This window comes from Chitinophaga sp. CF118 (assembly GCF_900112615.1).
Classification (GTDB): Bacteria; Bacteroidota; Bacteroidia; order Chitinophagales; family Chitinophagaceae; genus Chitinophaga.
The window spans coordinates 473,963-497,005 of sequence record NZ_FOMK01000002.1; the positions used below are offsets into that span (position 1 = coordinate 473,963).

At 42.2% G+C, this 23,043-nt stretch carries 10 protein-coding genes; 1 reads left to right on the forward strand and 9 read right to left on the reverse strand.

Going from position 1 to position 23,043, the window contains the following annotated elements; translation table 11 throughout:
- Positions 1–2: 2 nt before the first annotated feature.
- The 4 genes from BM176_RS10235 to BM176_RS10250 are packed head-to-tail and all read right to left on the reverse strand — an operon-like array spanning position 3 to position 13,520.
- Entirely contained in the window at positions 3–1,736 is a 1,734-nt protein-coding gene (locus BM176_RS10235; RefSeq protein WP_090102473.1) for a hypothetical protein, read from the reverse strand.
- 7 nt (positions 1,737–1,743) lie between these two features.
- Positions 1,744–7,041: a T9SS type A sorting domain-containing protein gene (locus BM176_RS10240; RefSeq protein ID WP_090102474.1), complete on the reverse strand. Its 5,298-nt coding sequence runs from the start codon at positions 7,039–7,041 to the stop codon at positions 1,744–1,746.
- Between the two features lie 9 nt (positions 7,042–7,050).
- Positions 7,051–9,108, reverse strand: coding sequence for a fibronectin type III domain-containing protein (locus tag BM176_RS10245; protein ID WP_090102476.1), 2,058 nt, complete (start codon positions 9,106–9,108; stop codon positions 7,051–7,053).
- Between the two features lie 5 nt (positions 9,109–9,113).
- On the reverse strand, positions 9,114–13,520 hold the full coding sequence (locus BM176_RS10250) for a hypothetical protein (RefSeq protein WP_143097776.1): 4,407 nt from the start codon (positions 13,518–13,520) through the stop codon (positions 9,114–9,116).
- 183 nt (positions 13,521–13,703) lie between these two features.
- On the opposite strand from BM176_RS10250, the gene BM176_RS10255 reads away from it, so the two are divergent.
- Positions 13,704–14,726: a LacI family DNA-binding transcriptional regulator gene (locus tag BM176_RS10255; RefSeq protein WP_090102480.1), complete on the forward strand. Its 1,023-nt coding sequence runs from the start codon at positions 13,704–13,706 to the stop codon at positions 14,724–14,726.
- A gap of 54 nt (positions 14,727–14,780) precedes the next feature.
- Here the strand turns inward: BM176_RS10255 and BM176_RS10260 are convergent, their stop codons facing one another.
- From BM176_RS10260 to BM176_RS10280, 5 genes are all read right to left on the reverse strand, one after another.
- On the reverse strand, positions 14,781–16,106 hold the full coding sequence (locus BM176_RS10260) for a histidine-type phosphatase (protein WP_090102481.1): 1,326 nt from the start codon (positions 16,104–16,106) through the stop codon (positions 14,781–14,783).
- Positions 16,106–17,461, reverse strand: coding sequence for a hypothetical protein (locus tag BM176_RS10265; protein WP_090102483.1), 1,356 nt, complete (start codon positions 17,459–17,461; stop codon positions 16,106–16,108). The genes BM176_RS10260 and BM176_RS10265 overlap by 1 nt, the downstream gene beginning before the upstream one ends.
- Before the next feature lie 12 nt (positions 17,462–17,473).
- Positions 17,474–20,248 carry a TonB-dependent receptor gene (locus BM176_RS10270; RefSeq protein WP_090102485.1) on the reverse strand — a complete coding sequence of 925 codons (2,775 nt, stop codon included), beginning with the start codon at positions 20,246–20,248 and terminating at the stop codon, positions 17,474–17,476.
- 189 nt (positions 20,249–20,437) lie between these two features.
- Positions 20,438–22,057, reverse strand: coding sequence for a tetratricopeptide repeat protein (locus BM176_RS10275; protein ID WP_090102487.1), 1,620 nt, complete (start codon positions 22,055–22,057; stop codon positions 20,438–20,440).
- A 196-nt stretch (positions 22,058–22,253) separates the two neighbouring features.
- Positions 22,254–22,712, reverse strand: a complete 459-nt coding sequence (locus tag BM176_RS10280) for a GyrI-like domain-containing protein (protein ID WP_090102488.1) — start codon at positions 22,710–22,712, stop codon at positions 22,254–22,256.
- Positions 22,713–23,043 lie beyond the last annotated feature (331 nt).

Consider the following 23,043-nt stretch of genomic DNA (forward strand, 5'->3'; position numbering starts at 1 on the left):
GGTCAAAACGAATAGGTATAATTAATGGTACTGGTCAACTCATTATAGCCGGGTTGAGATGCAGCAGCACCCCGTAACATCCACATCACAGATGCCCCGATATTATGCGTTGTTTTATGGGCGGCACCTTCCGGTTGCTTCCCTTTGGGAGAATAATTTACATTCAACCCGGTATTAAATAAAGTATTGTTAGTTGTATTCGACTCGCTGGTGGCCTTTGTTACATTATAGGTAGCTGTTACACCCGTACGGAATGTCTTATCAAAGAACTGCTTATTCACATTCACACTGGGCCCCATGAATGTAGTATTCAAACCTGCCGATGTATTCCTGTAATAGTTTACAGATCCCGTCATGGACAAGGTCTTTGGTGGCAGGTTATAACTGTAGCTTAAATTGGAAGTAAAAAACTTACTCAGATTCGCTACCGCATCTTTAGCACTGCTTTTATCACTGGCATATTGATAAGATGAATTAAGGGTGATAGCCTGTTGCTTGTTCTGATCACCCGTACGGTACATCAGCATAGCATTGTAACTGTTATTCACCTGGTAAAAATCAAGCGTATCCAGCGGATTATTGAAATAGGGATCTATAAGCGGTCGCACACGTGTATAATTACTGAAATTGGAATACCCTGCATTGATAGTCCAGTGTTCGTTGGGATTGATTCCAGTATTGATATTCGCTACAAGACGCTTTGCATCGCTGGCTTTACTGTTATCCAGGTTGTTCACCTGCATCCCCGCATTGGCAGATACGTTTACTTTACCACCAAACAATTGTACCGTAGGTGCTACCGTAATGTTCCGCATATCATTCACCACATTGTAAGCACCAAGTGTTACAAAGTCGGGCGCTACCCGTTCGTAACGCAACTGGATTGTATAAAAGCTACCGGTATACCCCAGCCCCGCCTGGATAGCATCAAAATACCGGGTGGTATTAGTTGGCTTCAGTAAATTACCTAAAAAGTTAGATGTTCCCCTGCTGCTGTCAAATGCATTCTTTTCCGAGCGGAGATCACGGTTCAGGGCAGACACTGAATACTCGGCATCCACAAATATATGTGTAGTGATATGCTGACGGATATTAACGGCAACGGCTACATTCTCCTTTGGAGAAATGGTTGCATCGGCGGGGATGTATGGCAACGAAGTAATATAATCCTTTGCATGAAATAAGGAAACGGAATACATATCACCATTACTTTCATACCCCACTTTCACACCGGCGCCATTCCGCTGAAAAGCTGCACGATTGTAACTCTCCGGCACCAACGGATCAAAAGGTACAGCCTTAAGCAATGTGCCATACATGGCAGATACTCTCCATTTACCAGGACTCAGCTCCACCCCCACTCCATTAAACATATGACCTGCCAGTGTATAATTACTGAAGTTCATACTTGTACTGCCCAAATAAGCCCTTGCCCATTTGTACGAAGGTGCAAACCGGAACTGGTTAAAAGGTTGTGAATAGTTCCTTCCCTGGTTACTGTAACTGAATGAAAATGGCATTGCATATCCAAACATATTGATGTTGATATTACCATTCAGATACCAGGCCAGCGGATCTCGCCTGCTCTCAATACCATTGGCCTTATAGGCAGTGGTACTGGCATTGATGGACCCGTTCATACTAATCCCCTTTTTTACACCCAGCTGATCCAGTGCCTGCGAATAAGCCTGCCTGGAAGCTGTGAGTAATATAAAACAGAGTAATAATCGTTTCATTTTCTTTCTACTTGCTGATGATAAAACGTACATCCCTGCTATCATTTTCTGTGATTACCCTTAACAGGTAAGTACCACTGATACTGTTCCCCAGCGAGAAGGTGTCATTAATCAGCAATGTTGGCGAATATTGTTTTCTATCAACTAACCTCCCGTTCATGTCATACACATATACCACTACCTGCTGTTTTTTAATCAGCTTCACCTGGAAACCGAAATTTCCGTTGTTGGGATTCGGCGATAACAACACTGTATCTATTACATGAACAGGCAATGTATATACTGGTCCGGCCAGCGGATCATAGGTGCTAATCTTCAGATCTTTTTTCAGGGTATAGGTACAGCTTCCGAAAGTTGCAGTCATCTGTACCCAGTAGTTACCTGGCTGACTAAACTTTATCATGTTATTTCCTAAAATGACTGCTTCGGGTGAATAAATCCAGCTTACATTATCGGGTGCGGGTACACTGATCTCTTTTATCACAAGTGTATCCAATGCATTCTTCTGAGAGGCCACCAGGAAATTCACTTCCGGTTTCACATTGGACTTTGCTATTACAATATCCTTACGCACATTACATCCGTTAACATCCTGAACCACCAACTTGTAATTACCTGCAGTCAGGTTTTCAAAGACTGGCGATATACCCCATGCTCCATTATCAAGGGCATATTGATAAGGAGAAATACCTCCCTGCACGGTTGCGTTAATATGACCGTCACTCAGCCCGTCGCACACAGCGGGGGCTGTTGTGGCAAGAGTAAGCAGATCCGGTTGCGGTACTTCATAACTGAATATTTGCATACACCCTTTACCATCAGTCAATTTCAATGTATAATTCCCGGTGGGCAAATGCTGTGGATTACTCCCGGACACTCCTGCCACATTCCACTGATAGATATAATTTCCATCTCCACCAGCCACATTCACTTTTACAGCTCCATTAGCTTCTCCGTAGCAATTTACAGGTGTGATATCTTCATCCGCTGTAATGGCAGGGTTCAATGCCTTCACAGTGGCATTATCTACCACCATACAGCTGTTTTTATCTTTAACCCGCACAACATAACTACCGTTTGTTAAAGACGGGAAAACGGGCGTTTCCTGCCATTCTCCATCCCCCAACTCATATTGGTAAGGTATAATACCTCCTCCGGCCTGAAGGGTGATCTTCCCGGTAGGATCGGCACCGCACGACAAATCCACAATTCCCGCGACGGTAAGCGTTACAGCTTCAGGTTGCTGCATAGCTGCATTCCTGGTGATCACACAACCGCGGTTATCTTTAATTTTTACAGGATAAGTACCTGCTGCTAAATGATCATAGCTGCTTATATCCGTATAGGCACCATTGTTAAAACTGTATTGATAATTAATACCTCCACCTTCGGTGGATATAATAAATGCTCCGTCTGTAAGACCATTACATGATATCTGTGTACCATTGAAATCTGATGTAGTAATAGTAGCCGTAAGCGGAGATGATGGCGTTGTAATAATACCTGCATCAACAACTGTTGAATAACAACCGGGTCCGTCTTTTACACGTACGGTATAACTTCCTGCGTTAAGTCCTGTGGTATTATTAAAGGTCGTATAAGCACCTCCGTTAAAAGCGTATTCACTAATGAGTGTACCTGCTCCACCATGTACCTGGATGTTAATCGTTCCTTTACTGTCGTAACAAACAATATCATTCAGCGTTACCTTGTCGATCACAATAGCCGGATCCTGAGAATTAATCTTTACCGGGAGTCCAATACTACAACTGTTTGCATCCTTTACCAGGATGGTATAATTACCCGCTATCAGATTATAAAAGGAAGTAGTTGGCTGCCAGCTAATATTATCAATGCTATACTGTAACGAACCTACTCCTCCACTTCCTGCAACAGTTACATTCCCTGCAGGTGTTGCCGCGCAGATCACATCTGTTTGACTAACCAATCGGAGATCAATTGCCTGGGCTGATTGCGTGAAGGTATAACTGGCAGACAATGTACATCCTCTGCCATCTTTTACCGTCAGCATATGATCACCAGCATTGATATGCTCTACCAGTGAAGCATTCCCGAAGTCGCCATTATCAAGTGCATAAGTATAACCACTGTAAGTACTGCCATTTCCCCCATTTGCCAGCACCTGGGCAAATCCATTATCTCCACCTGCACAGGATATATTATATCCATTATAATCAGATAAAGTAGCTGTAAAAGCAAGTGCTGATCCAGGTGCTGTTATCAGCAAATGATCCGCATAACTGGCTGTACAACCCTGACCATCTTTTACCCGTACAGCATAATTACCAGCTACCAGGTTAGCGGCATTCGTATAAGCCGATTCTGTTATCCAGTTATCATTAGTGATAGCATATTGATAAACACCATCCCCTCCGGTTGTTGCCAGTGTAATATGACCTTGTGTGCCATAACAAACAATATCACTCACCGTTGCACTTTGAATATTTAATGCAGGATAGAGATTAATGATACTGATCGTACTATCTTTAAAACAGCCATTCGCATCTGTAATATGTAATGAATAATCTCCCGCAGGCAGATTTGGAATCACATCTGTTACAAGGGCTCCATTTAATAAGCACACATATGGAGCAGCACCACCGGATATATTCGTGACAATACGACCTGTGGATGCACCATAACAAAGAACATCCTGTTTGACTGCATTAATTTTAATGGCTGGCTGCGTAAGGATGACTGCTGCTGATAACTCGCAACCACGGCCATCTTTTACACTTACAGTATAATTGCCTGCAACCAGATCAGTAAAAATGTTGCCCGCCTGATAAAGTCCATTATTCAGTTTATAAGTATAAACACCTTCATCTCCTCCGGTTGCTTTCACTTCAATACGGCCGTTACTGGCCCCTGTACAGGAAATATTAAATCCATTATAGCCGGATAATTGTGTTGTAAAACTAAGTGGGGATGCCGGCAAAGTGATGGCATAAGAATCCTGGCTCACTACCTTACAACCTTTTCCATCTTTTACACCAAACAGATAAGTACCGGCAGTATGCAATGCATTACCTGTCGTAAAAGCTGTGAATGTGTTTCCATCATCCAGGGACCATTGATAAGTGTAATTACCATCACCACCGCTGGCTGTCATATTGATAGATGCTCCTTCTGCAAGGCATACCGCTTCATTTACCGTAATACCTGTAATCACCACTGGTGCAGGATCTGCCAATGTAATCACATTAGAAGTAACCGTACAACCTGTTGCCTTAGCATCGCTGATAATCACACGGTAATTACCTGGCTCCAGTCCTTCAATCTGTGTATCAGTACTAAACCAGAAGCTGTTGCCAGTCCAGCTACCCGCTTTGAATTGCTGCCAGGTGTAGCTATAGGAACCGGAACCTCCGGTAACATTCGATTTTAACAATCCATTGTCAGCCCCATTACATGTGATATCTGTTTTTTGCAATGATACCTGCAAAGGCTTTCTTTGATAAACACTGAATGTTTTTACTACCGCATCACTACAGCCTGTTGCCTGATTTTTAAGCGTAACCGAATAATCACCCGCTGCTAACCCGGTAAATTCGCCATTGGTATTGGTTATAGTACCAAGCGTATACTTATAACTACCAGACCCTCCGCTGGCAGAGAGTTTTAAACGTCCGTCGTTTCCACCATTACAACTTACGGAATCACTTGCTGTTAATTGTAAAGAAAGTGCGGTTACTGCATTCAATGTAGCAGTTTTCATCACGCCGGTACAACTTACATTATCAGCATTCAGAATTTCTACACTGTAATTACCACTTACCAAACCATTGAACGCATAATTTGCAGCAGTCGTAGTGCCTGATTGTTGAATCAGCGCTGCATCTTTATAGAGGTTATATTTATAATTAGTAGCACCAGTCGCCACCACGCCGATACTCCCATCTCCCGGATTAGAACACACCGGCTGAGCAACAGTTAATGTACCGGAGATAGGATCTGGCTGTTTAACTTCAACAAGAAGTGATTTTTCATCCGTACAGGTATTATCTCTTACCACAGCAGAATACAACCCTGCAGAAAGATTCTGCCATACAATAGTTGTACCTGTGATCCGTTGTTCCGCACTTACAATTGTGCCATCCGATTTTTTCAATGTAAAATAGTACCCTGTCTTAGCTCCATCTCCACCTGCAGCAATAACTCCAACACTTCCATTGGAAGCCCCATAACAGCTGGCTGCAATAGTCTGGGCGGAATTCTGGCTAATCGTTAAAGCATTTAATTCGGTTACCACAGGTACAGGAAGAGATACAAGGCAATTGCCTGCATCTGCCCCCGGATTCAGTAACCATAAAGAATATGTACCGGGAGGAATATTGTCTGCCAATACCCCTGTCGCAACCGGAATAGCTATGCTCCAATCTACCATATCTCCACAATTGGATACTCCGTTAACAAACCCCGGATCACAAGGACCGGAAACATTCCCCGGCCGCAGAATCCATCGCATGGTTTCAAATCCACCAGTAATGGCTGTACCTGGTAATTCAACTTTACCATTTTGCTGACCAGAACAAGCCGGTGTTACTACAATCTTACTGGCATCTCCAATAGGCGCTGCTGGGCGAACTGTCAAATCGCCCGTAACGGGACTATAATCTGAATAAAAAGTTTCGGTAGGATACTGCGCTTTTATTCTGCAACGAAACTGGATAATTTGTGAGGATGTTAGAACTTCTGTTATGTACTCCGAAGGTTTAAAACTTGCAAAAAAGCTATTGGTAGTATAAAACTCTTTCCAGACAGAAGAACCCTTTATACTATATTCCCAACTTACCTTTGTACTAACAATACCATCAGAAAATATGGGCCAGTTGTTTGTCGATCTAAGCGAGACCGTGGCACTGGCACAAATCTGGGTAGGTAAGGCAGGAGTAACAGTGATCGCACTGGGCGCTATCATAAAGTAAACAAACCTAACCTGAAATCCCCCCATAGTAGAATAAGAGCCATAAAATGACAGATCGGTTGCGGAATTCCCTCTGATTGGATAAGCAGTACTGCTACTTAGAGTACCAATACCAAGGTCATTACGTGTTATACTTACCGGAGGCGGATACCTTGTCTGACTGGCACGGGTATAACCCGTGTTATCTTTCGTTGTAAACATCCCTGCATCCATAGTAGCGCCACCTAATTTCAACTCTCCAAAATCAGATGTATTACCTTGTAATTGACCAACAACAGTTACAGAAGAATTTAAAGGCGTCTGCCCCCATACTTTCCCACTAAATATCAATAATACAAATAGTATAATTTTTTTCATCGTTCTGATTTAATATTTCACTTCAATTACCTTACTCATCTCCGTTTTCACATCTCCTTTCAATACTGCGGTAATTTTATATTTATATACATTTCCTAAAAAGATCTCATCATCTATCCATTGTTGTACAGAACCGTTCTGTGTAGAGAATAGAATAAAGGGATCATCGTTTTTTGCCCGGAATATCCGGAATTGCTTCACTTCCGGCTGGTTATACTGCCAGTTCAATTGTATGAACTTCTTTTCCTTATCAAGTAAGGCATTGATAGTTTTAATAGCAGGACGTTTATTACCTTCAAACCAAACGTCTCCACTCATCTCTTTCGATTTGTTCTTTGAATCATCCACTACTTCCAGTTCGTAGTAATAAGTATTCCCCAACTGTAAAGCAGTGTCTGTATATGTTTCACGGCTATGAGCAGTGTCCCAGGAAATTACTTCCTTACGGATACTATCTTTTGGATTGATTCTGTACAACGTATATTTCACAATATCCTCACTGCTGCTGTTACGCCATTCCAGTATAATCCCATGCAGACTATCCGACCGGTAAGCTTTTGTTATTAGTGGTGGAGAAGGAGCAATCGTATCCGGCCTCTTCAACATCAGGTAAGGTGAGTAATTAGAAGTGTTATAATTCTTATCTACCGAAATAACTTCATAATATACTTTAGCTGTCAAGGTGTGAAGTGTTACCGTATCTGTAAAAACCGGGCTGGTAAGAATTACTCTTGTTACCTCTATAAATTCTTCCCTAAGACCATTGGCTCGGAATACACGGTAACCTTGCAGATCCTTTTCCTTATTAGCATCCCATTGCAGGAAAACGATTCCTGTAGAATCAATCTTTCCTGCAAGACCAGTGGGTATAGCCGGAGGTATTGTATCAATCACCTGCGCGAAATGCGGAAAGGAATAAAGCGCCTTTCCTTTTTTAGTAATCCCTTTGATACGATAATAATTAGATCCCAATGGTTTTTCATCTGTATAAGTATATACAGGAGACTTCAGGGTAACCAATGGGATAAATGGCCCCTTTGCATTTTCTGAACGGGTAATGACGATCTTAGATAATTGATTTGACAAATCGCCCGGCAGCAGCCAGCGCAATTGAATCTTTTTGTTATCAATGACAATAATAGTATCCATCACCGGCCTGTCTGATACGGTAGGAATACCAGTGCCTTCCACCGTCTTTGAATAAGGGCCGTAATCTCCGAAGGGAGTAATACCGCGTACCCTGTATATGTATTTATTATCATTATCGGGAAGGGAATCCTGGTAATAGGAGAACCCGGTCTTATCCGGACCAGTAGGCAATACCGGTAGATCAGTTACTGGTTTGAATGTCTTACCATCTGCTGATCGCTCAACACTATAAGCACTGTACATACTCCTTGAGAAAGTGGTTAGCCAGCCGAGTGTAGCCGTACTGTCGGCACATACAATCGCCAGCTCACGGGGAGGTGATAATAACATCGGTTCATCAAGGGAGGCCAATACAACAGCAGTATCTACCACCAGGTTCACCGGTTGCCGTGCCAGTGCTATTCTGTAGGCATAACGTTCACCTTTCTTCACATTGTTATCTTCCAGGAAAAGGCCCGCGCTTTTAGCAGCATTGACAGACAAGTCGCAGGAGAGTAATGCCATCGCCATCCGCCAGTCATTCTGATTCTGATTTTCAAAATAAGCACCTATCCCTGCTTCAGGTTTTATCTTCTCAGCTCCTTCTCCATAAATTAATTCTGCTATAATACCAATGCGTTCATCCTTATCTGCAGCCGTTTTCATTTGCTGTAGCGTATAAGGCATCAGCGGTGATGGCGTAAGTAATGTGGATTGAGGATGATCAACTAGTTCACCGTTAACAGAAATTGTAAACCGTTCTATGGTATAGCCATATTTATTACCCATTTCCCAGGAAATATAACTGGCAGGTGCCCAGCGCAACCTGATCTTACCATTGCCGGGATCTGCCATACCGGAAATCCGGTGTTCTTTCTGCTGGGCATGCGTTACACTGTACGTGCACAACAATAATAGGGATAGTATGATGCGATACATGAATGTTAGAGTTTGTAGTAAATACTTCGTGTAATGGATGACGTAATATTGTTTGTTCCCGGTAATCTGTACTTCCATTCTACCGGGTAAAACAGGTTGCCCTGAAGGTCGGGGTAAATAGTTGTCAGCAACTTACTGATAGCAGGCGTGGCTTTTCCTCCATTAACAAAGTACCGGCTTGCCTTATCCTGCAGTTCATGAAAATCGGTATATGCAACGCAGGAAATGTAATACATAAAACGGCAACTGCCAGGCAACGTTGGTGCATAACCTTCACTGATAGCAGCGTCTTCCAGCTTGTTTAGCGACGCTACACCATTATTATATAACCTTACAGCTTCCAGTGGAGGGATACCTCCCGTAATTGTCTGATCACGGGTGATGGTCATAGAAGGGTGGAATGGATAACCAGTATACAACAACGGCATAATCGTGTTTTGCAGCCAGCTGTTATTTGTTCCTGCCATCAGAGAAATCAGAGGTTTGGTAGATAAGGTATTATCTCCTTCTATTTCAAATTTGTCAAATGTTTCTTCCATATCAAAGCGCTGACCAACGACACTGATGTAATTCGTCGCAACATCAAACATGTCCTTTGAATCCGTAGCTGCACTCATTTTCTCAACAAACGTATTGTATTTGCTTGTCCTGAAACTATAAGAGATTACTTCTTTGTTTACGGCAGAAGTAGCATTTCCCTTTAATGCAGTTTGCGCTATCGTAGTGGTATCACCATCTTCTGAAACAGTAGTCTGTTCCTTATTAACAACATTATTAGCAGCAGCCGATCCATCCAGTGAGGTACGGACAATATTAAATGTATAAACAGATTCCTTTGTAAGTTCTTTAGACATATCAAAGTTCACCTGTGCCTGTGCTTCATCGTATGTAACAGTGGTAGCGACCGACTGACCTACTGGCAATGCCAGGGCTGCCGTTACCTTCCATTTCTTACCGGTTGAATCTACCGTTGAAAACAGGTAAGGCTGACCGCGTTTCAATTTGATATATCCTTTGGTATATTCTTTAGGCAGATAATTATATTGTCTTTTAACAGGGTAGGAATAAGCTACGTTTTCCCAGGGAATATAATCAGGAGCTGCACCTGTAGAGAATGAAACAGACTTCACTTCAAAATCTTCTTTCAAAGCATCCCAACTACCACCATTCTGTCGCTCTACATGCACTTTAGCAGAAGCGGTAAGTGTACTTACCGGAGGAAGAATATCTCTTAGTGTAAGAGACGCTGATGTTCCTTCTGCACTGACAGTCGCTGTTCCTGTTATTTCCGTTTTATCTTTTAGTAATTTCAGTTCATCCAGCTGAATACGGTAAGTTGCAACCTCATCATTATTATTTAACATAGAGAAAGGCTTCTGCACCGGCATATTGAATGCAACCTGTGGTGTAGCAAACACGCTGACACCAGAAGTCTTATCATCTGGCTTGATATCACTGATGATGGCTATATTCAATTCTTTTGCACTGACTAATTCACATTGAGAACCTAACTCCACTTTGATGTTTGCCGAGCCTTTAATCATTCCTCCCAGAATAGCATATTTCACACCTACCATTCCCCTGAACCAGCTTGGATTAGGAAATTTAGCTTGTAACAGCACTGCTGCTGATAAACTGGCGATCGAGAATCCACGTTTTTTTCCTAATATCTTAGCGCGGATACCTACATCACCTTTCAGGAAAGCATATGCCTGTCCGGATGCATACCATCCGTTAAATCCAATCACACTATTACTACCCTTACATCTGGCATCTCCATAATCACGTAACAGGATATCTGACCCTGCTCCTATCGCAAATTCTCCATATACTCCATAATCGAATTTAAACCCTGCTCTGAAATGCATCCCGAAACCAAATCCACCACCACTCTTCATGGAGTTTTCCATCGCCATAAAATCTGTATTCACATCATCAAATACTTCACTCACTTCCTGAGGTAAAGGAGGCATGTCTTCCACCTTTGTTCCCATCATGAAATAGGTTCGTACCTCTGCCAGTCCGGCTATTGACAATCCAAACATCTCAGAAGGGCGGCCAACATAGAACCACCAGTCGTCAGGACCAATATGCAGTGCAGCTTCACCTACCAGTCCACGGTCATTAACACCTTTGAGAATCCCGAGTATATTGATATATGTTTTTGAGCTGGCATCGAATGTGTGATTAACATTGTCATACCGCATCATAAACTTCACCCAGATGGGAGCTGATTCATCCTCACCTGCTTCCGATTTACTTTTCGCTTTCAGAGCCTGATGTAATACATATCCTGCACCGTCAAACTGTGCATAACGGAAACCACCGTCTGTTCCAAACTGAACTTCAAGTGCTACGTTAGCATTCACTACCACATCGACAGTAAGAGCAAGAGATACACCGCCCATAAAGCCCAACCCGGCTTCTTTCACAGGTACATACTGGAATATTTCATTTACATCTTTCAAACCACCTGCCTTATCAATGGAATTCCTGCTATCATATGGATCAAACTGTGGTGGTCGTTCCATATGATAGGACATACCTCCCATCAGCCCATTAATCTTAAATATTGGCGTGATTTGTATGGTAACCCCTATATAAGCATCTACGTGCCAGTAGCGGTAATCATCCTTTGACCCGAAATAAGCAGTCGCCTTCGCCTTTGGTATAGGCCCGGGGATAGAAAATTCCAGGAAACCACGGAAGCCATTTCCATATACCGGATGGTTATCGAAAATGGTGAGCACACCATTCATCTTAAATGCCATAACGGCTACCGCCAGTTTAATATCATTCACCGTTACTTTATCCAGTTTCCAGTGGGTATTGACTTTAGTTACGGCCTGCCCTTTTACATACACTGTTTCGATCTCTTCCTCCTGAACAGCGGTCACTACAAAAGAAGTACTACCTGCAAATCCTTTATCTGATGAATTCATCAGATTCAATTTTACAGTCGCACCTATACCTATCTTACCTTCTGATATACCAATATGCAATGCATCAATACCAACAGGGAAACCGCTTAGCTTCGAGCTGCTGCTAATGGCAATATCAAATGTTCCACTGTGAACATAAGGTTTTTGGGTAGACAACGTGAGATCCTGAAAAGTGATATTATCGATCTTCAAGAAACTCTTGTTGAGTGTAACTTTTCCATTCAGGACAGCCATTGGTAAAAAGTCCTGCTCCGTTTTGGAGATCTGGATCCGGGAATCTTTACTGAGGGTGATATCTCCTGCAAAGAATGCGTACTTTTTGTCTGCCGTTGTTTTTAGTGCGAAAGAATAATAAGTATCTCCACCACGCATATTTACGGAGGCATCATATCCTAAAGGATCTTCACCCAGGAAGCTGATTCTCATCATACCTCCCAGTTCTCCCCCGTTAAGTTTATTTTTGCTGAAACTAAGTCCTACTTTATCAATTGATAAAGGCCATCCACCAGCGCTGGCATCTCCCAGTTTAATAATGTTCTCTGCAGTGATATTACCACTTACCCCCTGATCATCAATAAAAAAGTTCCTGACAGTAAGTTTGGGTCTTCCTCCTTTCGAAGATAGTTGCTGTGGCAGCCCTACCTCCATTTCCTGTAAATAAAAACCTCTCCATAAATTCGGGCTACCCGGATCTTCCAGCATATCACTGGTCATAATCAATCCACCCGGATTTGCAATATCACTCATGTCTACAACTGCATTCTTTACTTTAAAGCTGAAATCACTCAGCCCGCCGATATGAAATGCAGGTATGTCGATCGTCGCCATTATATTATTCAGGTCTTTTACATTCACCTGAAGGGCTGCACGTACTTTATCTGTCTGCGGATCTTCAGGCTGTATCATCGATTGATCAAATTCAAATACGCCAATCAGGTTAGCCGCTTTAAAACCGTTACAATCCCACTCTACGTAGTTGGAACCATTGCCGGGAAACAGAAGATCTAAGTGGTCGTTGATATTGATCAGCTGATCATTCAGTAATACCAGTTTAGTAGAGGAAGCCACACTGATACCGCCAGGCGTAAAGCCTATATTTTTACCGCCAAAAACAAGCTCTTTGGTGGTACCGGGAAAGGTGAACCTGAAATAGGCATTGAAATAAGCACCACTGGTAGTCATGCGTGCACTATCAATAGCAATAACATACACTTTACCATTGATCTCTCTTACCAAACCTACCGGTAAGGCTCCCATATCTTCACTACTAAGCGCGTTTACAAATCTTCCTTTGTCTTTAATTTCTTTGAAAACACCGTCGACATAAGCATCAACGTCAACTGTAACAGCGGTATCGGAATCAGACTTTAACTGAGCAGAAAAAACAATGTACGGCTTCAGAAAAAACACTAAAAAGAATAGTAATGCGGCGGGCATCACAGGTAGAGGGGTACCTCGGCGTATAAACATTAGTAAAAGAATATTGTCCCTGAAAAATTTCTTACATTAAGAAATACAAATATACGAAAAATAGCATTATAAATAAATACCAATCTTTAAATGACTATATATCAATCTATAACAAGTCAGCGAATCGATTTCTTCGCTGATTATAATTTGCAGGCTAAAACAACTATATTTACGTAACGCGCTATGAAATTTGAAGCTGTAACTATAAAAGATATTGCAATCGCACTGGGGCTTTCTACCTCTACTGTATCGCGTGCATTGCGCGATAGTCACGAAATAAGTGTCGCCACTAAACAACTGGTGCTGGAATATGCTACCCGGATCAATTATCATCCGAATCCTATTGCACTGAGTCTCAAAGAAAAGAGAAGCCGCTCTATAGGTGTGATCGTTGCCGAAATTGCCAACAGTTTTTTCTCACAGGCTATTAATGGAATTGAATCTGTAGCTAAAGATAGTGGCTATAACGTTATCATTTCCCAGACACATGAATCTTACGAAAAAGAAGTCATGACGCTGCAATACCTGGCCTCCCGATCTGTAGATGGCTTGCTGATCTCTGTATCCAGCAGTACACAGAATATGGATCACCTGAAGGCATTGCATGACCGTGGATTTCCTATCGTATTCTTCGACCGCATTGTAGAAGATATCCAGACGCATAAAGTGATGGTAGATAATTTTCGCGGGGCTTATGATGCCACTCTACACCTGATCAATAAAGGGTATAAACATATAGCCGTACTGGCTGGGCCCGAAAGCCTTTCAATCAGCCGCGAACGTGTAGCCGGTTATATGGAGGCACTGGCGCAAACCAGGGTGAAACCTGGCAAAGCACTGATCAAATACTCCCGCTATTCCGGGCTCCAGCTGGAGGAAGTGGAACAGGCAGTAAGCCAGTTGCTGAAGTTACGTCCGCGCCCGGATGCAATCTTTACTGCATCTGACAAACTCACCACCAACACAATGAGGGTATTGAAAAGTAAAGGGATCCGTATTCCGCAGGATATTGCGCTAACAGGCTTCTCTAATTCAGACCTGATAGAACTACTGCATCCCCCGTTGACGGTTGTACGACAACCGGCATTTGAAATGGGAGAAATAGCCACCAGCCTGCTATTACAACTGATAGAGAGTAAAAGACCGGTAAGAGAGTTTGAGCGGAAGATTCTTGCAACGAACCTCATCATACAATCATCAACGTAAAAAAGAAACCCGTATCATAATAACGATACGGGCTTTTTTTTCTGAAAATAATTCTTATTTTAATTGCAGCAGATACTGATGCATATCATCTTTAGGATTTACTCCGATACTTTTTAGTTTGTTCAGATAATAATACCGGACATCTTCCCAGCGATAATAAGGGTAGTGAGCGGTTTTTACAGGCAATGCCACCTCCCTTTCATTCAATAATACTTTTACCAGTTTTTCTTTTCCATTCGAATAGATGATCCACTGGATATTAGCGCTTAAAGGAATAATAGAAGATGCTTTCCAGTGCCTGTTATAATTATACACGGATGCAGCAGGCACACTGGCAGTACGTATTCCCAGCAATGTAGCAAAAGGTGAAATAGCTTCTGCATGGGTAAAACGCAGTACAGCATCCTTTCCTGTCGGGTTTTCTGTGCTGTTTAAGAAATCTGCCAGCAAAGGAGCCGCGATTCTCACCTGGATACCCAGCGTATCTATACCAGCACCTTTTTCCAGAAAATCAGCTGCACCGTTTTTAAAGTTGAACCATTGCAGTTCTTTTTGATCTAATACTATCCCAAAATCAATACTATCCCGGGTATATCCTTTTTTCTTCATCTCCAGCGGAATCGACAACTGTACGCTATACAGATCGTAAACACATGCTGCGATTGCCGCAGCATCCATTACCACCGGCTTCTGGCGCACAGTTACCTTTACTCCGTTCTTTATAAAAGTACCGGTGAAGATCTTCGCACATACACTGGCAGCAGTCTGTTTCGTCCGCGGGTCTTTTTCAAGAGAATCAAGTTGTACTGACAGACTGTTTTTGAAAACCTGGTAAGCAGGAGACAGGTCATAAAACCGTAACACATTTTCATCAGAATCCTTTACTAAGGCAAATTCACTTTTTTGCCCTGCAAAAGACCGCAGAAAAGCATCTGCACTTTGTTTAGTCCTGACCTTATGTGTAATCTGTACTTCCATTCCACGACCTTTAAACGCCGGCTTATAGTTATTGTACAAACGCGCTCCTATGCCGGCCTGTTCTTCCTCTCCCAGTAAACTGATGTTCTCGTAATTGTTATTTTCTATAGACAGAAAACGTATTACCATCGCTTTCAGTAAAACCCCTTTCTTCGTCAGTGCATGTTCTTTTTCTGCTTCTGATAACACCTGTAACAGCGTAATATCACTTCCTGCTTTCGTTAAGAACCTGGCTCCATGCCTGCCTACATAATTAACAAATACAGGTTCAAAGCCCGCGGGGGCTGGCGTATATTGCTGCTGTGAAAAGGGGTATGGTGTCTTGGTTCCTGCTTCCTGCGCAGATAGATTTATAGTAACGATTAAAAAGTAAATAATTAAGCTCCACTTCTTCCCCATCATTATTTATTTAATATACTTGAGGTATAATGTTTATTCCCTGAACCGTCCGACTGATAAGCGCCCATATCCACGCCAGGTTCGTCTGTAGTGGCCCCGTAAAGCCCTCCCTGCGTCACAACTTTCTGTGCCTGAAAGATATCAGCATCTGCTTTGCGAAGAGCCGGAGAACCCGGTAACAGGCTAAAGTTATACTGTTGTGCAGTGATAATAGCAATCGGCATGGCAGAGATATCCAGTGGCGGTGTTACAGTTGAAAAATCAAACTGGTCCACATCGTATAAAGCAAACAACGGATTATTACTTTTAGGCGTTGTACTCATGATATCATTACTCTGTTTTACACCTCTTCCATCTGAAGTATAAAATGCAGATATCTGGTACTGTGCATTAGAATAAAAGAAATTGTTGTTGTAATTAATGTGCAGGGTATCCGCATCAGGTGTGATCCTCAGGCCATAGCGGCAGTTAATGATCATGTTGTTATAGATCTTGCCCTGCGCACCTTTTTCATAGTTGATAGAACCACCCCGACCTGATTTCACCTGGCGCATACCACTATTCAGGATAGTATTGTTATACACATATACATTTGTCTGCACCGTACTTCCTCCACTGTTAGATACTTTGAATGCATTGGTTGCACCACCTATTGAAACATTGTATGCCACATCTCCTATAGAACCTGCTTTTAAGTTCAGGGACTCTCCACCTGCTTTAGCACAGGCTTCGAATGTATTACGCATCACACTCACCTTACCATGCAGAATACGGATACCATCATCTGTACTACCATAAAACCATGAATCTTCTATAATAACATTACCATCAATATTAGTATAAGATAGGAAATTCCTCGGATCTCCTGCCGCAAACACTGCCGGATCTGCAGATGCTCCTGCTGGTCCACCGGCAAATTCCATATGTGTCCATTTGATGATTACATCTCCACTTGTTGCGCCACACTGGATACCTCCCCAGAATCCTTTGCCAATACTGGCAGTAGTACGCAAGCTGTCTAATACCGTAATATAGTTATTCTCATTGGCAGTCCCTAAACTGATAAATGTACCGTTGCAGGTAATTTGCGGACTGGTAGCTGTACTTTTACCGTCACCCAGGGCTATCAGTTTAGAGCCAGCCTGCATCAGCAGGGTATCGCCCGCATTGATAGTAATATCGGCACTAAAGTAATAAGTTTTACCAGTGCCCAGGGTTCCCTTCACAGAACCTGTGAGCGTATCTGAAGTGATCGTCTGACCGGCAGAGATAACTGCCGTTGATATTTTTACTGATTCCTCTTTATGACAGGCACTCAGGATAAGTGCTGACGCTATATATAAATGTAATTTTTGCATGGTAATAATTGTTTAAAGTTTGAATTTTACACCCAGCAGGTAATTAGATCCGTAGGTATCCTTGCGTACAAAGGTATTTTTACCGATCTCCTGGTGAGGTACTGCTCCTACTGTTCCGCTGCCGGTAAAAGGCTGTCTGATCTCCAGCTCATAAGGGGTATCGAAGATATTATTCACCTTTGCATATACAAACCAGCGTTTAGTAATTCTCTTCTCTACAGAAAAGTCCATCTGTGCAAATCCTTTCTGCCAGATATCATTGTCCAGGAACTGAGATACCGTATTGATCCTTCTGCTGGTATAACCAAATGCCAGTTGTGCATTTAATCCTAACTTATTATCATCTTTAAATAACAGGGATAAGTTAGCAATATGAGCTGATTGCCCCTGTAACGGACGACTTTGATTCACCTGCATCTGCGAGGTACCGGTGCCCGTGCTGTAATATTTAATCTTGGATGTAGTGATCTCAGAGTGTGTATACGTGTAGTTTGCTTTTATACCAAACCACCTGAAGTATTTGGTGATATCCAGCTCTGCACCATAGTTGCTGGCCTTACCAAAATTATCCGGTGTATAATAAACGTTGGTTCCTACATTTTCCAATGCATATTCAATAGGATTGTTCAGTCTTTTGTAGAATATACCTGCCAGTAATTGATCTAATCCTTTAGGGAAATATTCATAGCGCAGATCAAAGTTATCTGCAGTAGTCCTTTTCAGATTAGGGTTACCTATTTCCTGGTAATCAGCATCCGGATCTCCACCATTGTGAGGTATTACTTCATAGAAGTTTGGACGGCTGATAGCGGAGTAATAAGAAAGGCGGATAGCCTGTTTTTTATTTAATGAATATTTCAGTAATGCACTGGGTAATACATCATAATAAGTAATAGACCCTGTTCTTCCTTTTACAGTTTGCGGTACGGCACTTTGCCAGGAAAGATCTGTATTCTCGTATCTGGCACCGCCGGTCAGTTCAAATTTCTTCCAGTTGATCTTCACCATAGCATAAGCAGCGCCTACGTTTTCTGTAGCGGAGTAATTTAATGCATTATCAACCGTTCCTTCTCCATTAAATACTGAGAAATTATTGTGGGAGATATCCCCGTCATATACCTGGTTGCTTGGATCTGTAGGACGCAAACTATAATCATCATAGCTGCTGGTCCTTGATTTATTACGGTACATACCACCTGCTGACCAGTTTACATCCGCTTTCCCAATTTCTGATTTATAGGTAAAATTCAGGTAACCGCTTTTATCTTCATCCGAATTACGGGAGAACTCCCTGTGAGATACCGGATCAAGATTTAACGGAGCTTGTATTAAAGCACCACTGGCGTCTTTTGAAACACCTGTAACCAGACCCAATGTAGCTTCGTCAGGACGGTTATCACTGGCTTTTGAATAAACAGCAGACCAATCCATCCCGAAGTTCTTCGCGATCTTATGTGTACCATTCAATGTGATATTGAAGATCTGCTGCACATCGTGATAGGTTCTGTAACTGTTGCTGATCCTTCCCGTGCCGGCTCCAGACCTTCCTAATTGCAGGTTGGTGTCCGATGCACTTCTGAACTCGTTTTTCTCCAAATTGAGATAAGCAGCATACAGCTTGATCTTATTATTATCATCGATCTTTAAATCGAGTTTGGTATGTAAACCACTTCTCTGCTGCTGGATGGAATATTGTCTGGATTCTATGCTGGTTACCTGTGCATTACCGTTATTCATATCTGTCTCAGTCCCGAAGAATACGGAGCTTACATTACGGTAGTTATTCTGGTAACTTCCTGCTACTATAATTCCAAGCTTATCTTTCCACACACGACCACCTACAGATAATCCCAGCAAGGATGCAATGGGATTATGTTTATCCGAATGAGAGAAGGCGCTGTTCGGGAAATCTTTCATCGTAGCCTGGTAGGTAGTTCCGTTTGTGGCACGTGGAGAACGATCCAGGCTGGCACTGTTGTCAAAGGTGGTGAAGTCCTCGCTGGTGAATTTACCTGCGAATCCTGCAGCAACATTTGCTTTTACACTTAACTGGTTAGGCGCATCTTTCATGACCATATTCACAGCACCGCCAATAGCATCTCCTTCTCTGTCCGGGGTAAGGGATTTTACTACCTCGAGGCGGTCCAGCAGGTCTGCCGGGAAGATATCCAAAGGCACGTAACGGTTCTTGTTATCCGGACTAGGGATCTTAATACCATTTACGAGGGTGTAGATATAACGTTTGTCCATTCCCCTGATAATAGGGTATTGGCCTTCACCGTTGGTGCTTCTTTCCAGAGATACACCGGAAATACGCTGTACTACGTTTGCCACGGAGAGGTCGGGGGAGACTTCTATTGTACGGGCGGAAACAGAGTTCTGAACCAGGGTAGCTTTTCTGTCGGCCTGCATAGCAGATGCATCAGTGCTTTTATCGTGTTTACCCGCTACATTCACCTCTGCCAGGTCATTGTTCTTTTTTTCCAGTTCAATGACCATATTGGGAGGTGTTCCGTTTACGGTTATTTCGTTTTTATAAGAGTTGTAACCAACATAAACTGCCTTTACTTTCCAGTTGCCGTTTGGAAGATTCTTTAAAATGAATGTTCCATTCAGGCCGGAAACAATAAAATGTTTTTGCTCCGAGATTTCTACGCTGATAGTTGCACCCGGTAAAGGCTCTCCGGATTGTTTATCAACTACCTGGCCGCTCAGGCTGACTTTCTGCGAGTGGGCAGAAAACCCGATCGCTGTCAACAGGATAAACAGAAAAAATAATCGCTTCATTGTAGCAGTTTTTTGATGCTGCAAATGTGAATAAAGGCAAACAGTAAGCGTAAAAACTACCGTATACAAAATGATACATCGTGAACAAGAGCGTATACAAAGAGTGAACAAGGGAAAATAATCAGTTGATTATCAATTAATACAAAGACGACGTACGCTACATTAACAAATTGTTACCGTAACATCACTTTATAAAGAATTGATAAATGAAGTGAGACTTTCCCCTTCTTCCAGCAGCAGTTTTTTCTTCAATCTGTACTTTGATACCCTCAAACTATCTGGTGAGATAGCCAATAAAGTGGCCATATCTTTTGAATCGAGGTTCAATTTAATGAGGGCAGCCAGGCGGAGATCATTATAAGAAAGGTCATCTCTTCTTTCTTTCAGTTTGGCAAAGAATTCCTGGTGTACCTGTTCAAAGATCTCCCTGAATCCTGTCCAGTATTCATCGTAATTAAAGTTGAGATTGATTTGCTGAATGAGTTGCTGGATTTGTTTTTTCTGGTCCCGTTTATCATCTTTTACCATTAATTCCAGCCTGTTGCGCAAGTCTTCCAGCAATTGGTTTTTCTGGATCACATGGAGGGTATGTGAGGTCAACTCCTTCCCTTTCACCTCCAGGTCCTGCACCAGCTTATTTTCCTGCAGCTGTTTATTTTCAAGGGCTGTTTGCATCAATGCTTGCTGGGCCTCATGAATTTGTTGATTTTGCAAGGCCAGGGTGACCGCATTTCTAATCTTTAACCGTTGCCGGCTAATAATTACCCATCCAAGCACCAGAAGTAGCAGGATCACAATAATAGTGGAGATAGCTATAATAATATTGATGTCACGTGCATGCTGCAGGTCCACTATTTCATCATTCTTTTTATCCATATCAAATAATACACTTAAAAAGGCGGTCTGCCGGTTGTTTTCGGCAGAGTAGATATCTATAGTAGCACGGCGTGATAGTTCCAGGTAGTAATAAGCACTGTCCTTCTCGTTCAGCAGGTTGTAGGTTTTACCTATGTCATGATAAGCGGCCCCTTTTCCATATAGGTTATTCGCCTTTACCGCGAGGATCAGGGCTTTCCTTGTCTCAAGCAGTCCTTCATTATAGTGGCCTGTTTTACGGGATATATCTCCCAGGTTGTTCAATACTTCAATAATAGCTACTTTTTCACCTGACTGTTCATAGAGGTCGTAGGAATGTTCGTAGTAATAGCGGGCAGAATCGAACTTTTGCAGATCTTCATAAATGCTGCCCATATTCTCGTAGATCTTTGCGATGCCTTCTTTTTTTGATATCCGGCTATATTGTTGCAAAGCCAGGCGCTGGAAATAAAAGGCGCTGTCGTATTGATGCTGCTTTTCGTAGAGGTGTCCTATCCTGCCGTAGGTATCAGCCAATCCCTCATCATTATGCATTTGATGGTAAATGGCCAGAGCTTCTTCATATTGCTTTCCTGCCAGTGGGATCTGACGGTTGTAATAATAGAGGATACCCATATCATTCAGATTTCCTGCCAGCAGGTCTTTCCGTTCCAGATCGCGGAAGATCTTATCCGCCCGGAGGTGAAAATCCAATGCCTGCGGATAATTGCCCAGATAATAACAGATATTCCCCATGTGTTGAAGGGAAGTCCCCATTGTTAAAGGATCTTTTTGCAATGTGGCTTTGTCGTACATCTTTTTTAATTCCAGCAGAGAAGAATCTGGAAGATGCATGTCGAGTTGTCTGGTATAAGTAAGTTCTATACGGTCCCTATCCTGCCCTTTTACCGTTATGGCAAGCGCTAAAGCTGCTAAAACAAAGAAAACTCTCATAGTTGGAAGTAAATATCCGACCTCCGTCCCCGGGAGGTTAATAATAAGCTGCAGGCAAAGAAAAGGGTTTAATGTTATGTAATTGTTAAGAGGTGGATGAGGATATTAGTTTGAAGCCCATCTTTTAAAATAAAAATAAGAAATACCTTTATACAGATTTTACATTGCATAGAGGCATTTCTTTACAAACTATCACTTATTTCACTGCCAGAAAGATATCTACTTCCGCATCTTCCGGGTTTTGTGTTTTTTCTCCATACACTTCAAAATCTGCTGTATAAACCCTTGGAATATCTGAGTTCCATATTTTAGTCCACTCATTAAATACCACACCTTGCAGGAGATTTCCTTTGGCAATACGCTTAAGATAATCGCCTCCGGCTATAGTGATCCCGGTCATTCCATCCGGAATATTATCCAGATTGCTTACTTTACAACCAAGAATAGTGGTATAGGGTTTTGTATGATCTTTCTCATACTCCGCATATACGCTATAAACAGTGTTATCAATCTTATTGGGGATTTTCTCCATGATTCCTTGCGACATAAACTGATCCCAGAGAGCAGGAATATCTTTTCCTGATTGTCCGTTTTCGTTTGTGGTTCTTACTGCAATACCAAGAACATAGAATGATTTGAGCGTCTGCTTTTCCATTTTTTTATTATTTCAGTACAAATATGGGGGAGTATTGTGACAACCCTATGTCAGCAGGGACCTACAACAGTTACTACCCACTTAACTACCCACTTTTCAATTTCCCCTTAATTCGCCAATAAATCCATTTCTTCCTTAACCCTTTACTGTAAACGGTTTCAAAACAAATGAAGATATTATGTAAAATGTCCCCATCATTTTTACTACCCACTTTACTACCCAAGGGCTATTCCGAAGGAAGAGGTAATTGGTTTATTAACCATCTCCCTGATTTGTCTGATCCTTCTCTTACAAGGATACCTAAGTTTTTCAATTTATTAATATTATTATC